Genomic DNA, 17,523 nt, shown 5'->3' on the forward strand with positions numbered 1-17,523 from the left:
TTATAGTGCTAAGTTTATTTTTTATTCTTAGCAGCTTCAACTAATTCTAATTTATTAATAGTTGTTTTGGTAGTAAACATACCGTAATTAATAAAGGCATTATTTTTTTCAATTTTTTCAATAGTTCCACAAGAATTACTATCTAATATGCGCACTTTATCGTTAACTTTAAAAGTGTAATCTGCTTTTTGTTTTGCAATTTTTTTAGCTTCAGTTTTCTTTTGTTCTCTTACTTTTATAACTTCAACTAATACTTCTTTTTCAGTTGTAATTAATTTTTTTTCTTCAGTTTTTTGTTTAACCTTAACTTTTCTTTTTTGAGCTTTTGTTTTTGGTTTTGGTGGATTTTTTTTAAGGTGTTTTGTTTTTTCAGAAGTTACCCAATTATTAAATGCTACGTTTAATTCTTTTTTATTGTTGGTTTGTAAATATTTGTTTAAGAGTTCATTAATTTTTCTTCCGTAAGCTAACATTTTTTGATTGCTATCATATAATGTTTGAAAACTTTCTAGTTTTTCTTGAATTTTCTCTTGTTTTTCAATTAAAGAATCAGTTTTTTTAGCAGCTATATTTTTTTCTTTTTCTAAGCTTTCAGAAGTTTTTTGAAGAATGTTACGTTCTTTTTGAAGTTTAGAAATTGTTTTGTCTAATCGTACCTTTTCTCCTTCAACTCGTTTTTTAGCTTTATTAATTAAACTAAAAGGTATTCCGTTTTTTTGTGCTACTTCAAAAGTAAAAGAACTACCAGCTTGTCCAATAAATAGTTTAAAGAGTGGTTCTAAAGTTTTTTCATTAAATTGCATGTTTGCATTAGATACATTTTCTAGTTCATTAGCTAATACTTTTAAATTAGAATAATGTGTTGTAATAATTCCGTAGGCATTTTTATTGTAAAACTCTTCTAAAAATATTTCTGCTAATGCACCTCCTAATTCAGGGTCACTTCCTGTACCAAATTCATCAATTAAAAATAAGGTGCTATCGTTGCATCTTCTTAAAAAGTTACGCATATTTTTTAAGCGGTAACTGTAGGTGCTTAGTTGGTTTTCTATAGACTGATTATCTCCAATATCGGTAAGTATTTTATTGAAAAAATAAGTAGAAGAACGTTCGTGTACGGGAATTAAAATACCACTTTGCAGCATAACTTGTAGTAAACCAATAGTTTTTAGTGTTATACTTTTTCCACCTGCATTTGGTCCAGAAATAACAATTATTTGTTGTTTGCTATTTAATTCTAAAGTTTGTGGAACTGTTTTTAAGTGTTTTTCTTTATTTTTTAATAATAAAATAGGGTGGTAGGCATCTCGTAAAAACACTTTTTTTTCGTTTGTAATTTTAGGTAGGCAGGCTTCAATTTTTTTAGCATATTTGGCTTTGGCTCCAATTACATCAAGTTTAATTAAAAACTTTTGATAGTTAATTAAATCTGGAATAAAGATTCTAATTTTATCGGTTAACTCTTTTAAAATACGAACAATCTCTTGGTGTTCTTCGTATGCTAAGTTTTGTAATTCTCTACTAAATTGTAAGGTTGCTTCTGGTGCAATATAAACAATACTTCCTGTTTTAGAACTTCCTAAAAGGCTTCCTTTTACCTTTCTTCTATGCATAGCTTGTACCGCTAAAACACGTTGGTTGTCAATTACAGATTCTCTAATGTCATCTAAATAACCAGCGCTGCTATATTGATTTAAAGCTTTGGTAAAACTAGATCCAATTTTAGAACGTACAGAGTTTATTTCAGATCTAATTTGTTTTAAAAGTTGTGATGCATTTTCGTTTACTTCAGCAAAAGGAGTTATTATGGTATTAATACTTTCTGTAATAAGTTTTTGATACTCAATTTCTTCTGAAAAAACATAAAGAGCTGGGTAAATTACTTTAAATTTCTTTAAAAATTTTATTAATTCAAATATGGTTGTAACATTGTTGGCTACTTTTAGAAATGAAGCGGGTTCTAAATAACTGTTTTCAATATTTAATAAATGAATTTCTTTTTGAATATCATCAAAATAATGATTTGGTAATCTATTATCGTTTTGATAAGAAGAAAGGTATTCGTTTACTAAATTTAATTCTGAAATTAGTTTTTCTTTTGAGTTAAAAGGTTTAATTTTTAAAGTGCTTTCTTTTCCTAATTCAGAAATACAGTTTTCACTTACTGTTTTTAAAATAGTAAAAAATTCTAAATCTATTAATGTTTTTTCTGAAATGTTACTCATAAAAAGTGCTATTTTTGACACAATTTACAAAAGTATAAATTTAACGTGAATAGATGTAATGAAAATTGAAATAGCTGATAGTTGGAGAGAAATATTGTCATTAGAGTTTGAAAAGCCATACTTTAAAGAACTTTCTGTCTTTGTTGAGCAGGAATATGAGGCGAATTTATGTTTTCCTCCTAAAAATAAATTATTTGAGGCTTTTAATTTATGTGCTTTAGAAGATTTAAAAGTGGTAATTATAGGTCAAGATCCTTATCATGATGTTGGGCAAGCACATGGTCTTTGTTTTTCGGTTAATGAAGGAGTTAAACATCCGCCTTCTCTTGTAAATATTTTTAAAGAAATTGAAACAGATTTAGGTATTCCATATCCTAAAAGTGGAAATTTGGATCACTGGGCAAAACAAGGTGTATTAATGCTAAATGCTACTTTATCTGTACAAGCTCATAAGGCAGGTTCTCATCAAAAAAAAGGTTGGGAAAAATTTACTGATGCTGTAATTGCTAGAATTTCTAAAGAACAAGAGCATGTTGTTTTTTTACTTTGGGGAGGTTATGCTAAAAAGAAAGGTTTAAAAATAGATGCTACAAAACATTGTGTTTTAACATCGGGGCATCCATCTCCTTTAAGTGCAAATAGAGGGTACTGGTTTGGAAATAAACATTTTAGTGAGACGAATAAGTATTTAAAAAACAATAATTTACCAACAATTAATTGGTGATTTATGTCATATGTGTTAAATGTAATATTGATTAATTTTAATAAGAATTAAATTTATAAAAAATGAATAAAATAAAATATATAATGTTTTTTATTAGTGTTTCACTAATGATGTCTTGCAAAGAAAAAAGTAATTATTCTAAAATAAATAGACAACAAACTGCTCCAAAAACTATGGTTCATAAAATTGTAATTGATGAATATATTAGCGGTGGAACTTACGCGTACTTAAATGTTTCTGAAAATAGTAAAAGTTATTGGATGGCAATTCCAAATAGAGAGGTAAAAATAGGAGATACTTACTATTACAATGGTGGAATGGTAATGAAAGACTTTAAAAGCAAGAGCTTAAATAAGGTTTTTGATGAAATTATTTTTGTTGAAGGAATTAGAACTTCGGAAGAATTATTAAATAAGGTGCCAAATAATAATACTCATGAGCATACAGCTACAGAAAACACGGTTGATATTGCTATTGATATTGAAAAGGCTAAAAATGGAATTACCATTGAGGAATTGCTTTCTGAAAAAGAAGCATTTTCTGGTAAAGAGGTGATCTTACGAGGGAAGGTAGTAAAAGTGAATAATGGAATTATGGAAAAAAATTGGGTGCATATTGTAGATGGAACTCAGTATGTAAATGTAGAAAGTATTACTATTACTACTCAAGAAATTGTTAAAGTTGGAGATGTTGTTACTTTTAGTGGTAAAGTAATTTTAGATAAAGATTTTGGCTATGGTTACGTCTATGATATCATATTGGAAGAAGGTAGCTTATTAAAATAATTATAATTGTAAAATAAAAAAAAGTGCCATTTGGCACTTTTTTTATTTTAACTAACTCAATTTATGTAATAAAAACAAAGCTAACAACTTCTTTGCTTCTATTATTGTAATTGCAATATTTATGCCATGTGTAATAAATTGATGTTAATTATAAGTTAAATGCAATTTAGTGTATGATATTTTACTCTAAATGTTTTTGAGCTTTATAAGATGATCTCACTAATGCGCTACTTTCTACATGTCTAAAACCTAGTTTTAGTCCAATTTGTTTGTATTTATCAAATTGTTCTGGAGTTATAAATTCTTTAACAGGTAAGTGTTTTTTAGTTGGTTGAAGGTATTGACCAATAGTTAAAATATCAACCTTAGCATTTGCTAAATCTTGCATAGTTTCAATAACTTCAGCCTCAGTTTCACCTAAGCCAAGCATAATACCAGATTTAGTTCTACGCTGCCCTTGATCTTTCATATATTTTAATACTTCTAAGCTTCGGTCGTATTTAGCTTGAATTCTTACTTCTCTAGTTAAGCGTCTTACTGTTTCTAAATTATGAGAAATTACTTCTGGAGCAACAGCTAAAATTCTATCAATATTAGTGGTATTTCCTTGAAAATCTGGAATTAAAGTTTCTAAAGTTGTGTTTGGGTTTGCTCTTCTAATGGCGTTTACTGTTTCAGCCCATATAATAGAACCTCCATCTTTAATATCATCTCTGTCTACAGATGTGATAACAGCATGTTTAATGTTCATTAATTTAATTGAGCGAGCCACTTTTTCTGGTTCTTCCCAATCTACAGTTTCAGGTCTTCCGGTTTTAACACCGCAAAATCCGCATGAACGTGTACAGATGTTTCCTAAAATCATAAAAGTAGCCGTGCCTTCAGTCCAGCATTCGCCCATATTAGGGCAGCTTCCACTAGTACAAATAGTGTTTAATTTGTATTTGTCAACTACGTTTCTTAGTTCTGTATATTTTTTTCCAACAGGTAATTTTACACGTAACCATTTTGGTTTTTGTACTTTTTCAGCTGTTGTTGTGGTTGTTTCTTCACTCATTTTAGTCGAAATTGAGTACAATAATACAAAGAATTTATAAACTAAATAAATACCAAATGCTGAAAGCGATTAAAAAAATAATTCCAAACCAGCTTAAAATTTTTAATTGTATAGAAGGCCTCCATTCTTTAGGCATATTTTTACCAGAAACCAGAAGGTAATTAATAATTGCAAAAAATGGAGCTGTTAAAAATGAAAGTATGGTGGCGATTTTAATTAGCATGCCCATTTCAGACATAAAAAATAGTAAAATTGCAATTGTACCAATAGCTAAGAAACTAATCCAGAACCAATACATATTTTTGTGAGATTTGCTGGTAAGCAAGTCAAACGTTTTTGTCATTGCTCTTGGAGATGCATCTAAGGTTGTTAGTGTAGTACTAAACATTGTTGTAAAAGCTGCAGCTGTAATAAAAATATACATTTCAGAGCCTAGATTTTTGGTGTAAAGATTTATAAGTTGTTGAGAAAATTGTACCGAATTATTGCTAAAAGTTTCTCCTGAATTATACATGATTAAAGCCCCAAGTGAAACAAAGCAAATTCCTAAAAATAATGTACCAACAAATCCAATATTAAAATCGAAAATTGCTTGTTTAGTGTTAAATTTAGCGGACTTATCTTTTTGTTTTTCAATTGCCCAAAGCGATTGCCAAATAGATACATCTAGGGGAGCTGGCATCCAGCCTAAAAATGCAATTAAAAAACCGATTTCGATACTTCCTTCAGGTAAAATTTGAGTGAAATTTGTAGTGGTATTGGTTTTTAAACTAGCTATGGTTACAGCAATTATGGTACTTATTGTAAGTGTTATAATTATGATTTTCATTAAGTTATCCAATAATTTATATTTACCTATAATTATTAGTAAAAAACAAATTAAAGTGATAACAATACTCCAAATAACAGGGTTTGTGGTAATACCAAATAAATTAGCCGCCAAACCCGCTGTTACAATGGTAACGGCAGCTTGTATGGTAAAAATTGTAGCTAAGTTTATAATAAAATAAGCCGCTAATACGCTTTTTCCTAATTTCTTATAGCCTTCAAGTAAGCTCTCACCAGTAGCGGTTGCATATCTTGGTCCAAATTGAAAAAAAGGGTATTTTACAATATGAATTAATACCAGCGCCCAAATTAAGCCAAAACCAAAGTCTGCTCCAGCTCTTGTAGATTGTACTAGATGTGAAACTCCAATTGCAGCTCCCGCAAAAAGTAATCCAGGTCCTAATTTTTTAAACCAATTATTTATACTTGAAAACATTTTTTACGATTTTTCAATAATCTCAGCTAATAGTTTTTTTGCTCTTAATAGTTTAACTTTTATATTACTCATTGGCTCATTAAGTTGGTCAGCCATTTCTTTATAACTCATTTCTCTAAAATAACGAAGATTTATTATTTCTTGGTAATGAGGTTTTAATTGTTTTAAGTAGTTTAACAATTGCGCTAGGTTTTGCTCATTTATTAATTGATCTTCTGCGGAAGGAGTTTCATCAAAAATTTTATAAGCTTCGGCTTCTTTTTTATTTAAAGAAATTGTTGTGGTTCTTTGTTTGCGTAAATGGTCTAAAAAAATATTTTTAGAAATAGAAATTAGCCAAGTTTTAAAACTATAGCGTTCATTAAATAGGTGGATTTTATCAAAAGCTTTTGAAAATGTTTTTATAGTAATATCTTCAGCTTCATCTTCATTATCTGATTTTGATAATTGAAATCGAAAAACATCACTCCAATAAGTGTTTAGTAAAGTGTTAAAAGCTTTTTGGTCTTTTTTACGTGCTTTTTCAATTAATTCAGTAATATCATTATTTTTATTTACCAATGTGTAGGTTTTGAAATGCGATTTTTTATAAAGATAAACATTTGAATTAAAATTAAAAATATTTCATAAAAAGGAAGCAATAATATTAAATCTTTTTCATTTAATTTTTTTGCGGCATAACCAATAGTTATATGTACTATTAATTGTCTTAATAGTATAATAATAATTACGCTAATTAGTTTAAATTGAGAGCTTAATAAAATTATGCTAAATATCCAGAAAAGTATTTGTGAGCTAAAAAATAAGTTCAATAAAAATTTATGAAGTTTTTTGTAATATGTTATTGTTGTAAAATGAAGTCTTTTTTGTAAAATCCAGTTCTTGAATGTAGTTTTAGGTGTTGCTTCTGTAAAACTTTTTTGTGAAATAGTATAAGTAGTATTTGTTTTTGTAGCAACCTGATTTACAAATAAGTTATCTTCTCCAGGTTTAATTCGGTGCATATGACTAACAAAGCCATTTGCTTTAAAAAAAGCAGTTTTGGTATAAGCTAAGTTGCGGCCAACACCCATAAAAGGAATACCTATTTTTGTAAATGAAAAATATTTAACAGCAGTAAAAAGGGTTTCAAAACGGATGAATTTGTTTAAAAAAGAGTTTTCTACTTTACCAATAGGAGCATAAGCTAAAACTAGTTGTTTTTTAGATGAAAAATTATTGGAAATTTCTTGAATCCAATTTTTGGAAACAGGTTTGCAGTCTGCATTAGAAAATAGTAGATATTCGTTAGAAGCAGCTTTAATACCTAGTGTTAAGGCGTATTTTTTACTCCCCCAAAATTGTTCATTTGGAACTACATCAACAATTTTAATTTTTGAAGGGTGTTTTTTTTTAAATTCTTCCATTACTTCGAGTGTAGTATCTCTCGAGGCGTTGTTTATTAGTACAATTTCAAAATTACTATACTCTTGCTCTAAAAAGTGTGGAATATTCTTTTTGAGGTTGTTAGCTTCATTTTTTGCACAAATAATTACAGATACAGCTTTGTTAAAAGCGGCATTGTTGGTTGGTGTTTTAGAAAAAGAGAAATTTCCAAAAATTATGAGAAAATAGATACACTGAATACAAAAAATTACTATAAAAGTAATAAAGAGGAATTCGAGCATAAATTATCTATTTTCACACTGATCAGCTGTTTTACCACAAAACCCACAAGGTTCTCCAGTTTTATTTAGATGTGGATTTTGACTAGCGCATGTTCCGGCAAATTTTCCATCTTTTTTTGCCCATATTTTAATTGCAATACCTGCAACTGCTAACCCTAATAAAGCAAGTGTAATAAATAATAATTTCATTTATTTAGAATTTATTGTTTTTAAAATTTCATGAAATTTGTTAAATTTTTAAATAAAAAAAACTGTGATAATTTAACAAGTTTCAGTATGTGTGATATGAAATGCAAAGATAAAGAATTCTAGAATAAATTATAGATAAATGAAAAATCAATTCTATATTTAATTATATGTATGTTTTAGGGGTAAAATAGCATATATTGTTTAATAAAAACGTAAAATATTAAAAATTTTTCATTTTTTTATGAAAAAAAGTATTAAATTGGCATTGATTAATATTTATGTTTGTTTGTTTTTTAGATTGGACCTATAAAGCAAATTGTATAATTAGATTAGATTGAATTAATAAAATATTAATCAAACTTACTATTAACTTAAAGACTCGTTATTAAAAATAACGAGTCTTTTTAGAGTCTTTACAGATCTTTTTTTTAAGATTCTTTTTTTATTAAGCTTTCTTGTACGTTGTTTGGTACTAATTCAAAATTAGCAAATTTAGTACTAAAACTTCCTCTACCTTGAGTTATAGAACGTAACGTTGTAGAATACCTATACATTTCAGCTAAAGGAGTTTTTGCCTTAATAGATTGGTATTTTCCTTCACTATCCATTCCTAAAATTATTGCTCTTCTAGACTGTAGGTCTGTCATAACACTTCCCATAAGTTCTTCGGGTACTTTAACTGTTAGTTCTTGGATTGGTTCTAAAAGTTTAGGTTTGGCATTCAAAAAGGCAGCTTTAAATGCGTGCGAAGCAGCAATTTTAAATGAAATATCATTAGAATCTACAGGGTGCATTTTACCATCAAATACCATAACTCTAATATCTCGTGCATAAGAACCTGTTAATGGACCTTCTTCCATAACTTCTAAGCATCCTTTTAGCACTGAAGGTAAGTATCGAGTGTCAATTACACCTCCAACTATACAATTATAGAATACTAATTTTCCACCCCATTCTAGGTCAATTTCTTCTTTACCTCTAATATTAAATCCTTCTGGCTCAGGCATGCCTTCATACCAAGGCTCTATTTTTAAGTGTACTTCTCCAAACTGACCGGAACCACCAGACTGTTTTTTATGTTTATAACTAGTGGTTGCTGAACGTTGAATAGTTTCTCTATATGCTATTTTTGGTTGATCAAATACAGCTTTTATTCCGTAAACTTTTTGTAAAGTCCAGTCTATAGTTGCTAAATGTAATTCTCCTTGACAAGATAAAATCTGTTGTTTTAATTCTTTTGAATAATGAATTGTAACAGTTGGGTCTTGACTATGAATTTTTTTAAGAGCTTCATTTAATTTTTCTTCATCATTTTTATCAAGCGCACTTATAGCTTTTGTAACTCTTGGTTCAGGAAAATTAATTGGTTTAATAGTAATATTTGAGCCTTTTTCTCTTAAAGTATCATTTGTTTCGGTGTATTTAAGTTTTAATGTTGCTCCAATATCTCCAGCACTAAGTTTATCAACTGGTATACGGTTTTTACCATTTATGATATATAATTGGTTTAAAGTTTCAATTTCCTCATTTCTAGAGTTTTCTAATTTGTCGTTTTGTCTAATTTCTCCAGATTTTACTTTAAAGAAACTAATTTGACCTAGGTTGGTTTCAAAAAGTGTTTTAAAAATGAATAATGAAGTTTGTGCTTCTGGGTTGTATTCAATAGTTTCTCCTTCAACAGTTTGTTCTGGTTTTAAATCAGCAGCAGAAGGTGCAACATTATCTATAAAGCCCATTAACCTACCTGTTCCCATGTCATTTAAAGCTGATACACAGAAAACAGGGAATAATTCGTGATTTAACATTCCTTTTTTAATCCCTTCACGCATTTCATCTTCGTTTAATGTTCCTTTATCAAAGTAAAGTTCCATTAATGCTTCGTCGTTTTCAGCAGCTTTTTCTACTAATTCATTTTGTAATTCTTTGGCAAGTTCTATTTGATCTTCAGGTATTTCAAACTTTTCAGGTTTTCCACCTTCAGGTCCAAATTTGTACATTTTCATTTTAAGTACATCAATTATACATTGTGCACCATCTACAATTAAAGGATACTGTATTTTTACAGCATTATTTCCAATTAAATCAACTATACTTTTATAACTTTCGTCGAAATCTGCATTAGGACTATCAATTTGGTTGATAACAAATACTGTTGGAAGTGAAAAACGATCTACATAATTCCAGATAATTTCTGTACCAACTTCAACTCCTTGTTGTGCATTTACTACTGTAACTACAGAGTCTGCAACGCGCATAGTAGAGGCAATTTCACCAATAAAATCGTCTAATCCGGGAGTGTCTATTATGTTTATTTTGTAATTACGCCATTCGGTGTGGAGAGGTGTGGCAAATATGGAAGTTTCTCTGTCTTGCTCAATTTCGTGATAGTCTGAAACTGTGTTTTTGTTTTCTACACTACCACGACGGTTGACTAATCCAGCTTCAAAGAGCATTGTCTCTGCTAATGTAGTTTTACCACTTTTATTTGCGCCTACAAAAGCAACATTTTTAATGTGTTTATCATCATATATTTTCATAATACTAATGGTTTTTGTAAAAGTTATATAAAGTTACAAAGTTTTTTAGTTTAAAAGATGACGAATGTTAGTTTTTGGAAAGTCTTAAAAGTAAGGAACCTAAAGCTTGAAAATTGAATTTTATAACTTATAAAAACAATAAACTATTAAAAATTACAATTCATCATTAAAAAATTACAATTCAGAATGTTTCTATTTTTAATTGGTGTAATAATGCCCACTTTTGAAGTGTCAAAACAATTAATATAAACTTTAAAACAATTTATTATGCAACATTTAATTCTAATAACAACATTATTATTTTCGACATTAATTTTTTCACAAACCAGTGAAAATGCTAATTTAAACGAACAAAATAACATTACAGTCTCTGTGGTGAATGCATTAACTGATGAAGGAACTGTAAACTTTGCACTTTTTAATGAAGAAAATTTTAGACAAGAACCTTTGGTGGCAGAATCATCAATTATAAAAAACGGAGTAAGTACTGTAGTTTTTAAAAATGTGCCTGTTGGAGCATACGCTATTATTTGTTATCACGATGAAAATAATAATAAAAGGTTAGATTTTCAGAATAATGGTATGCCAAAAGAAAATTATGGAACTTCTAATAATTCTTTAAGTTTTGGGCCACCACAATTCGAGCGTTCAATGTTTGAATTAAAAGGGGAGGATGTAACTTTAGAAATTAAATTTTAAATTGCAACTATTAAAAAATGATAATTAATATGAAGACTGACTTTAAATATTTATTTAAAATTTCATTAATAATTGCTATTGCCTTATTTGTTATAGAGCGCTTAGTTTTTAAGGGTGATTTTAATTCACCTATAAATGAATTATTTAAAATATTCGGGATTCATTTTATGTATGCTTTTGTACTGTCAACTATTAATGGTTACTTTTTTAATTATATTGGAAATAAGTTTTCTTGGGAAGGTGATTTAAAAAAACGTTTAATTATTGGTGCAATAGGTTCTGTAGTATTAACTATGTTAGGTTTAATGCTTTTAAGATTTGTTACTGTTGTTTTAATTTCAGGAGAACCGCTAGAGCATTTTATAAACGATCCCTATGCAAAAAACTATTATGTTTTTGGTTTAGTAGTTACCTTGTTTGCAAGTCTTACTTTTCATGCTATCTATTTTTACAAAGCATTAACTGAGAAAAAAGTAACAGAACAACAAATAGTAGCTAAAACTGAAACAGCAAAATACGAGTCTTTAAAAAGTCAGATAGATCCACATTTTTTATTTAATAGTTTAAATGTATTAACATCATTAATTGGTGAAAACCCTAAACTAGCAGAAAAGTTTACAACAAAATTATCTAAGGTTTACCGTTATGTTTTAGAACAAAAAAATAAGGATTTAATTGATTTAGATGAAGAATTATTATTTGCCAAAACCTATATGGAATTGTTGAAAATGCGTTTTGAAGATGCTGTAATATTTGAAATTCCAGAAAAAGCGAGTAATCCTGAGTTGAAAATCATCCCGCTGTCGCTTCAATTATTATTAGAAAACACCATTAAACACAACATAGTTACCGAAGAAAATCCATTAAAAGTAAAAATAGTAGAAGAAAACGGATATCTAATAATAATAAATAATTACAATCCTAAAGCTATTTTAGAAAAAGGAACAAAAGTAGGACTTAGAAATATAATAGATAGGTATAATTTAATAACTCTAAAAAAAGTATCTGTTGAAAAAACAGGAGAAACATTTACAGTAAAATTACCATTACTAACTCAAAGAACTAAAATTATGAAAACATCAGAAAATATAGAAGCAAGTAAATATTTAAAAGCAGTAGAACAAGTTGAAGAAATAAAAGGATTTTATAGCAGCTTATTAGCTTATTGCATTGTTATACCAATGTTAATTTATATAAATTTAACGTACATACCACAGTTTCACTGGTTTTGGTTTCCAATGCTTGGTTGGGGAATTGGTATGACGGTTCAAGGATTTAAAGCGTTTGGTCCTAATAAATTACTAGGTAAAAATTGGGAAGAGAGAAAAATTAAAGAATTTATGGAGGATGATAAAAAACAATATTGGGAGTAGTATTAAGTGTTAAGAACAAGTTCAGTAAACATGTTTAACAAAATAGTAAGTAAGCGTGTTGATAAAAGCACTCTTATTAATAGTTAAAAAAATAAAAAAAAGCATTCGACCATGAAAACGGAGTATACAGAAGAACAAAAATATTTAAGAGCAAAAAAGAAAGTAGACGATATTAAAGGGTTTTATTGGAATTTATTATCCTACTGTTTGGTAATTCCTTTCTTAATATTTGTAAACCTAATGACATCACCAGGATATCAATGGTTTTGGTGGCCAATATTAGGTTGGGGAATTGGTTTAGTTTTTCACGCGTATGGAGTTTTTGGACAGCATTTAATTTTTGGGAAAAACTGGGAAGAAAGAAAAATTAAAGAATTAATGAATAAAGATTCATATAAAAAATAAAAAAATGGATAATAATAATTTAGAAAATCAAAAATATATAAGAGCTCAAAAAAAAGTAAAAGCAATAAAAGGATTCTATATTCACCTGTTAGTTTATTTAGGTGTAAATGCCTTTTTAATTTTAGCTAGATTAATTTCAGGTGAAGGCGTTGGACTTTTATTAGATTGGAGTACTTACGGAACCTTATTTTTCTGGGGAATTGGAATTGCTTTTCACGCATTTGGAGTTTTTGGAATGGATTTTATTTTAGGTAAAAATTGGGAAGAAAAAAAGATTAAAGAAATAATGGATAAAGATAAAAAGCAGTATTGGGAGTAGGATTTGAAGTTCTAAAGTTTCACAACCTTAAAGGGTTAAAGTAGAAAGTTAGAAGCTAATAACTAAAATCAACAACTAAAAACCAATAAAAAATGAACGTAATAATAATTGAAGATGAAAAACCAGCTGCTCGAAGACTAAGCAGAATGTTAAATGAGCTTACTATTCAACCGCTAACAATGTTGCATTCTGTAGAAGAAGCAGTAAATTGGTTTTTAAATAATGAGCATCCAGATTTAATTTTTTTAGATATTCAATTATCAGATGGTTTATCTTTTGAAATTTTTGATGAAGTTGAAATTAAAAGTGCTATTATTTTTACAACAGCTTATGATGAATATGCGCTAAAAGCATTTAAATTAAACAGTGTAGATTATCTGCTAAAACCAATTGATTCTGATGAATTGGAAAACGCAATAGCTAAATATAAAAATATGTATAACACTGAAAAGAATGTTACTTTTGATTTAAATCAGTTAAAAAATATTATTTCCAATAATTCAGAAAATACTATTAATTATAAAAAACGCTTTACAGTAAAAATTGGGCAACATATAAAAATGATTTCTACTGCCTCTATAGAATGTTTTTATAGCGAAAATAAAGCAACAAATATTCATACCATAGATAATAGAAACTATTTAATAGATGATACTTTAGATACTTTAGAAGGGAAATTAGAACCAGATACTTTTTTTAGAGTAAATAGAAAATACGTTATTAATATAAATGCAATTAAAGATATTGTTTCCTATACCAATAGTCGTTTAAAACTAATACTAAATTCTTATAAAGAAGATGAAATAATTGTAAGTAGGGAGCGTGTAAAAGATTTTAAAGAGTGGATTGGATAAAAATCATATAAAAGCTTCATTTTCTTTTTGTTATAATAAAATAAAATTACTAAATTTGCACTCCTTTTTGCGAGAACAGATTAGGAAAGGAAGAAAAATAAAATTTATATAAATAATCTCTTAGCGTTAATATCGTTTAAAAATCTGATTGACAATAAGATACAAACATTAATCATCAGAACGTATGTCTGAAGAAACAAAAAAAACTGAAGAGCAAGTTGATGCTCCTAAAGTAGAAAATACTGAAGCAACTGCTCCAGTTGAAGCAAAAACAGCGGCTGCACCAGTAGTTGAAGAAGAAAAAGTAGAAGAAGTAAAGGTAAGTCCTGAAGAATTCTTAGAAAACTTTGACTGGCACAAATACGAAGAAGGTATTGAAGCAGTAGATGAAGAAAACATTAAAGCATTTGAAGCTGCCTTAGAAGGTACTTTAGGTTTAGTAAATGAAAGAGAAGTAATTGACGGAACTGTTGTTAGAAAAACAGATCGTGAAGCAATTATCGACATCAACTCAAAATCTGAAGGTGTTATTTCTTTAAACGAATTTCGTTACAATCCAGGTTTAAAAGTTGGAGATATTGTAGAAGTTTTAGTTGATAAAAGAGAAGATAGTACTGGTCAATTAGTATTATCACATAAAAAAGCAAGAGTTATTAAAGCTTGGGATCGTGTAAACAATGCACACGAAACAGGTGAAGTAGTTAACGGTTTCGTTAAATGTAGAACTCGTGGTGGTATGATTGTAGATGTTTTTGGAATTGAAGCATTCTTACCAGGTTCTCAAATTGATGTAAAACCAATTAGAGATTACGATCAATACGTAGAGAAAACAATGGAATTCAAAGTTGTAAAAATCAACCAAGAATTTAAAAACGTTGTTGTATCTCATAAAGCACTTATTGAAGCTGATATTGAAATTCAGAAAAAAGAAATTATTGGTAAATTAGAAAAAGGACAAGTATTAGAAGGTGTTGTTAAAAACATTACTTCTTACGGTGTATTTGTTGATTTAGGTGGTGTTGACGGTTTAGTTCACATTACAGATTTATCTTGGTCTAGAATTAACCACCCAAGTGAGGTTGTTGAATTAGATCAAACATTAAATGTTGTAATTCTTGATTTTGATGATGAGAAAACAAGAATTCAATTAGGATTAAAACAATTAAATGCACACCCTTGGGAAGCATTAGATGATACTATTAAAGTAGGTGATACAGTAAAAGGTAAAGTAGTTGTACTTGCTGATTACGGTGCATTTATTGAAGTAGCACAAGGAGTTGAAGGATTAATTCACGTTTCTGAAATGTCTTGGTCTACACACTTACGTTCTGCACAAGATTTTGTATCTGTAGGAGATGAAGTTGAAGCACAAGTTTTAACTTTAGATAGAGAAGAGCGTAAAATGAGTTTAGGTATTAAACAATTACACCCAGATCCTTGGAATAATATCGCAGAAAAATACCCAGTTGGTTCAAAACATACAGGTACTGTACGTAACTACACTAACTTTGGAGTTTTTGTTGAATTGGAAGAAGGAATTGACGGATTAGTTTACATTTCTGATCTTTCTTGGACTAAGAAAATTAAACACCCATCAGACTTTGTTACTGTAGGTGATAAATTAGAAGTTGAAGTATTAGAATTAGATGTTGAAGGACGTAAATTAAACTTAGGTCATAAACAAACTACTGAAAATCCTTGGGATGCTCACGAAGCTACTTTTGCAATCGATTCTATCCACGAAGGAACTGTAAAAGATAAAAGTGATAAAGGTTTAATCGTTACTTTACAAGATGGTGTTGAGGCATTTGTGCCAAGCCGTTTTATAACTAAAGAAGATGGAACTAAATTAGCTAAAGGAGATACAGATAAATTTAAAGTTATTGAATTTAACAAAGAATTTAGAAGAGTTGTAGCTTCACATACATCAATATTTAAAGCACAAGAAGAGAAAAATATCAAAGTAGCTCAGAAAAAAGCTGAGTCTGCAGATAAAACTACTCTTGGAGATTTAGGTGGAGATTTAGCTGCCTTAAAGAAAAAAATGGAAGGAAAATAAAATTTCTAACATTTAATATAATTAAAGCTGCATCAATTAGATGCAGCTTTTTTTTTACAATTTAAAGCATTAACATATTTGAACTGTATCATTTGATACAGTTTTTTTTCACATTATTCCATCAATATAAATTATATTTGCATCCTTAATTTAGAATAACATTTAATATGAAAAAAGTATTTTTAGCCATTGTATTATTTAGTTCATTTACAAGTATTGCTCAAGAAAATAATTACAATGATGCAGGACCAAATAAAGGAAAGTTTTTTGCATATTGGGGATGGAATAGAGCTCATTATTCAAAATCGGATATAACTTTTAAAGGAGATGATTATAATTTTGAATTGAGTGATGTTGCAGCAAATGATAAACCAAAACCTTTTGGTATTTATTATTTTAAACCAGATGAAGTTACAATTCCACAAACTAATTTTAGAATTGGTTATTTCTTTAAAGAAAATTACAATATTGCTATTGGTGTTGATCATATGAAATATGTAATGAAAAACGACCAAACAGTAAAAATAGATGGAACTATAAATATAGGTAGTGAGTTTGATGGTGTTTATTATAATCCTGATATTGTTTTAACTGAAGATTTTTTAAAATTTGAACATACCGACGGATTAAATTATGTAAATGTAGAAATTAGTAGGTACGATAATTTAGATAATTGGCTAAAATTTAAAGTCAAAAATATTGATATAAATTTAACTGAAGGTGTTGGAGTTGGTGTTTTATATCCTAAAACAAATACTACTTTATTAGGTAAAGAGCGTTATGATGAATTTCATGTATCTGGATACGGTTTATCAGCTCATGCAGGATTAAATATTACATTCTTCAAACACTTTTTTATACAATCTAACCTAAAAGTTGGTTATATAAATATGGGAGATATTAGAACAACAGCTAGTAAATCAGATTCGGCTTCACAGCATTTTACTTTTTTAGAGAATATGTATGTTTTTGGAGCTAGATTTGGATTGTAAAATTAGCAACTGTTTTATCAATAATTAAGAGCCTTTAACTAACTTGTTCTCCATTTTTGGCTGTTTTAGAAGCTTGTAAAAGCACAACTTTATTGTCTTTATCTGGAATTCCTAAAACTAAACATTCACTTAAAAAATTGGCAATTTGTTTTTTCTTAAAATTAACAATTGCCAATATTTTTTTGTTTAATAAAGTATCTTTTGTATATAAATCTGTAATTTGAGCACTCGATTTTTTGATGCCTAAGGCACCAAAATCTATTGTAAGTTGGTAGGCTGGTTTATGTGCTTTTGGAAAATCTGCAACCTCAATAATAGTACCTATTCTAATATCAACTTTGTTAAAATCTTTAAATGTAATTTCGTTTTTCATA

Annotated in this window: 17 protein-coding genes; 9 read left to right on the forward strand and 8 right to left on the reverse strand. The window is 28.5% G+C overall.

What is annotated here, in order from left to right; all coding sequences use genetic code 11:
• Window positions 1–14: 14 nt before the first annotated feature.
• Window positions 15–2,225 carry a DNA mismatch repair protein MutS gene (locus MHL31_RS00595; protein WP_240227152.1) on the reverse strand — a complete coding sequence of 737 codons (2,211 nt, stop codon included), beginning with the start codon at window positions 2,223–2,225 and terminating at the stop codon, window positions 15–17.
• A 58-nt stretch (window positions 2,226–2,283) separates the two neighbouring features.
• Here MHL31_RS00595 and ung point away from each other — a divergent pair, with 58 nt between their 5' ends.
• Both ung and MHL31_RS00605 read left to right on the forward strand, forming a co-directional pair.
• Entirely contained in the window at window positions 2,284–2,949 is a 666-nt protein-coding gene (gene ung, locus MHL31_RS00600; protein WP_240227153.1) for a uracil-DNA glycosylase, read from the forward strand.
• 62 nt (window positions 2,950–3,011) lie between these two features.
• Entirely contained in the window at window positions 3,012–3,734 is a 723-nt protein-coding gene (locus MHL31_RS00605; RefSeq protein WP_240227154.1) for a hypothetical protein, read from the forward strand.
• Between the two features lie 181 nt (window positions 3,735–3,915).
• Here MHL31_RS00605 and lipA read toward each other — a convergent pair whose 3' ends face one another.
• The 6 genes from lipA to MHL31_RS00635 all read right to left on the reverse strand — a co-directional run bounded on the left by lipA (window position 3,916) and on the right by MHL31_RS00635 (window position 10,448).
• Window positions 3,916–4,791: a lipoyl synthase gene (gene lipA, locus MHL31_RS00610; protein ID WP_240227155.1), complete on the reverse strand. Its 876-nt coding sequence runs from the start codon at window positions 4,789–4,791 to the stop codon at window positions 3,916–3,918.
• A 34-nt stretch (window positions 4,792–4,825) separates the two neighbouring features.
• Window positions 4,826–6,055 (reverse strand): NRAMP family divalent metal transporter, encoded by a 1,230-nt coding sequence (locus tag MHL31_RS00615; protein WP_240227156.1) that lies wholly within the window; start codon window positions 6,053–6,055, stop codon window positions 4,826–4,828.
• A gap of 3 nt (window positions 6,056–6,058) precedes the next feature.
• Window positions 6,059–6,616, reverse strand: coding sequence for an RNA polymerase sigma factor (locus MHL31_RS00620; RefSeq protein WP_240227157.1), 558 nt, complete (start codon window positions 6,614–6,616; stop codon window positions 6,059–6,061).
• Window positions 6,610–7,722, reverse strand: a complete 1,113-nt coding sequence (locus MHL31_RS00625) for a glycosyltransferase (RefSeq protein ID WP_240227158.1) — start codon at window positions 7,720–7,722, stop codon at window positions 6,610–6,612. The genes MHL31_RS00620 and MHL31_RS00625 overlap by 7 nt, the downstream gene beginning before the upstream one ends.
• Window positions 7,723–7,725: 3 nt before the next feature.
• Window positions 7,726–7,911 carry a membrane or secreted protein gene (locus MHL31_RS00630; protein ID WP_240227159.1) on the reverse strand — a complete coding sequence of 62 codons (186 nt, stop codon included), beginning with the start codon at window positions 7,909–7,911 and terminating at the stop codon, window positions 7,726–7,728.
• Between the two features lie 428 nt (window positions 7,912–8,339).
• On the reverse strand, window positions 8,340–10,448 hold the full coding sequence (locus tag MHL31_RS00635) for a translation factor GTPase family protein (protein WP_240227160.1): 2,109 nt from the start codon (window positions 10,446–10,448) through the stop codon (window positions 8,340–8,342).
• Window positions 10,449–10,715: 267 nt separating this feature from the next.
• On the opposite strand from MHL31_RS00635, the gene MHL31_RS00640 reads away from it, so the two are divergent.
• The 7 genes from MHL31_RS00640 (at window position 10,716) to MHL31_RS00670 (ending at window position 17,149) form a co-directional block, all read left to right on the forward strand.
• The gene (locus MHL31_RS00640) at window positions 10,716–11,147 is read left to right on the forward strand and encodes a DUF2141 domain-containing protein (protein WP_240227161.1); all 432 of its coding nucleotides are present in this window, start codon (window positions 10,716–10,718) and stop codon (window positions 11,145–11,147) included.
• 29 nt (window positions 11,148–11,176) lie between these two features.
• On the forward strand, window positions 11,177–12,520 hold the full coding sequence (locus MHL31_RS00645) for a 2TM domain-containing protein (protein WP_240227162.1): 1,344 nt from the start codon (window positions 11,177–11,179) through the stop codon (window positions 12,518–12,520).
• Between the two features lie 111 nt (window positions 12,521–12,631).
• On the forward strand, window positions 12,632–12,925 hold the full coding sequence (locus MHL31_RS00650) for a 2TM domain-containing protein (protein ID WP_240227163.1): 294 nt from the start codon (window positions 12,632–12,634) through the stop codon (window positions 12,923–12,925).
• Between the two features lie 4 nt (window positions 12,926–12,929).
• Window positions 12,930–13,244, forward strand: coding sequence for a 2TM domain-containing protein (locus MHL31_RS00655; protein ID WP_240227164.1), 315 nt, complete (start codon window positions 12,930–12,932; stop codon window positions 13,242–13,244).
• 92 nt (window positions 13,245–13,336) lie between these two features.
• On the forward strand, window positions 13,337–14,098 hold the full coding sequence (locus MHL31_RS00660) for a LytTR family DNA-binding domain-containing protein (RefSeq protein WP_240227165.1): 762 nt from the start codon (window positions 13,337–13,339) through the stop codon (window positions 14,096–14,098).
• A 184-nt stretch (window positions 14,099–14,282) separates the two neighbouring features.
• On the forward strand, window positions 14,283–16,157 hold the full coding sequence (rpsA, locus tag MHL31_RS00665) for a 30S ribosomal protein S1 (RefSeq protein WP_240227166.1): 1,875 nt from the start codon (window positions 14,283–14,285) through the stop codon (window positions 16,155–16,157).
• A 167-nt stretch (window positions 16,158–16,324) separates the two neighbouring features.
• Window positions 16,325–17,149 carry a hypothetical protein gene (locus tag MHL31_RS00670; protein ID WP_240227167.1) on the forward strand — a complete coding sequence of 275 codons (825 nt, stop codon included), beginning with the start codon at window positions 16,325–16,327 and terminating at the stop codon, window positions 17,147–17,149.
• A gap of 34 nt (window positions 17,150–17,183) precedes the next feature.
• Here MHL31_RS00670 and MHL31_RS00675 read toward each other — a convergent pair whose 3' ends face one another.
• On the reverse strand, window positions 17,184–17,522 hold the full coding sequence (locus tag MHL31_RS00675; protein WP_240227168.1) for a tRNA-binding protein: 339 nt from the start codon (window positions 17,520–17,522) through the stop codon (window positions 17,184–17,186).
• Between the last annotated feature and the right edge of the window lies 1 nt (window position 17,523).

The sequence above is a fragment of the Lutibacter sp. A80 genome (assembly GCF_022429645.1).
In the GTDB taxonomy this organism is placed as follows: domain Bacteria; phylum Bacteroidota; class Bacteroidia; order Flavobacteriales; family Flavobacteriaceae; genus Lutibacter.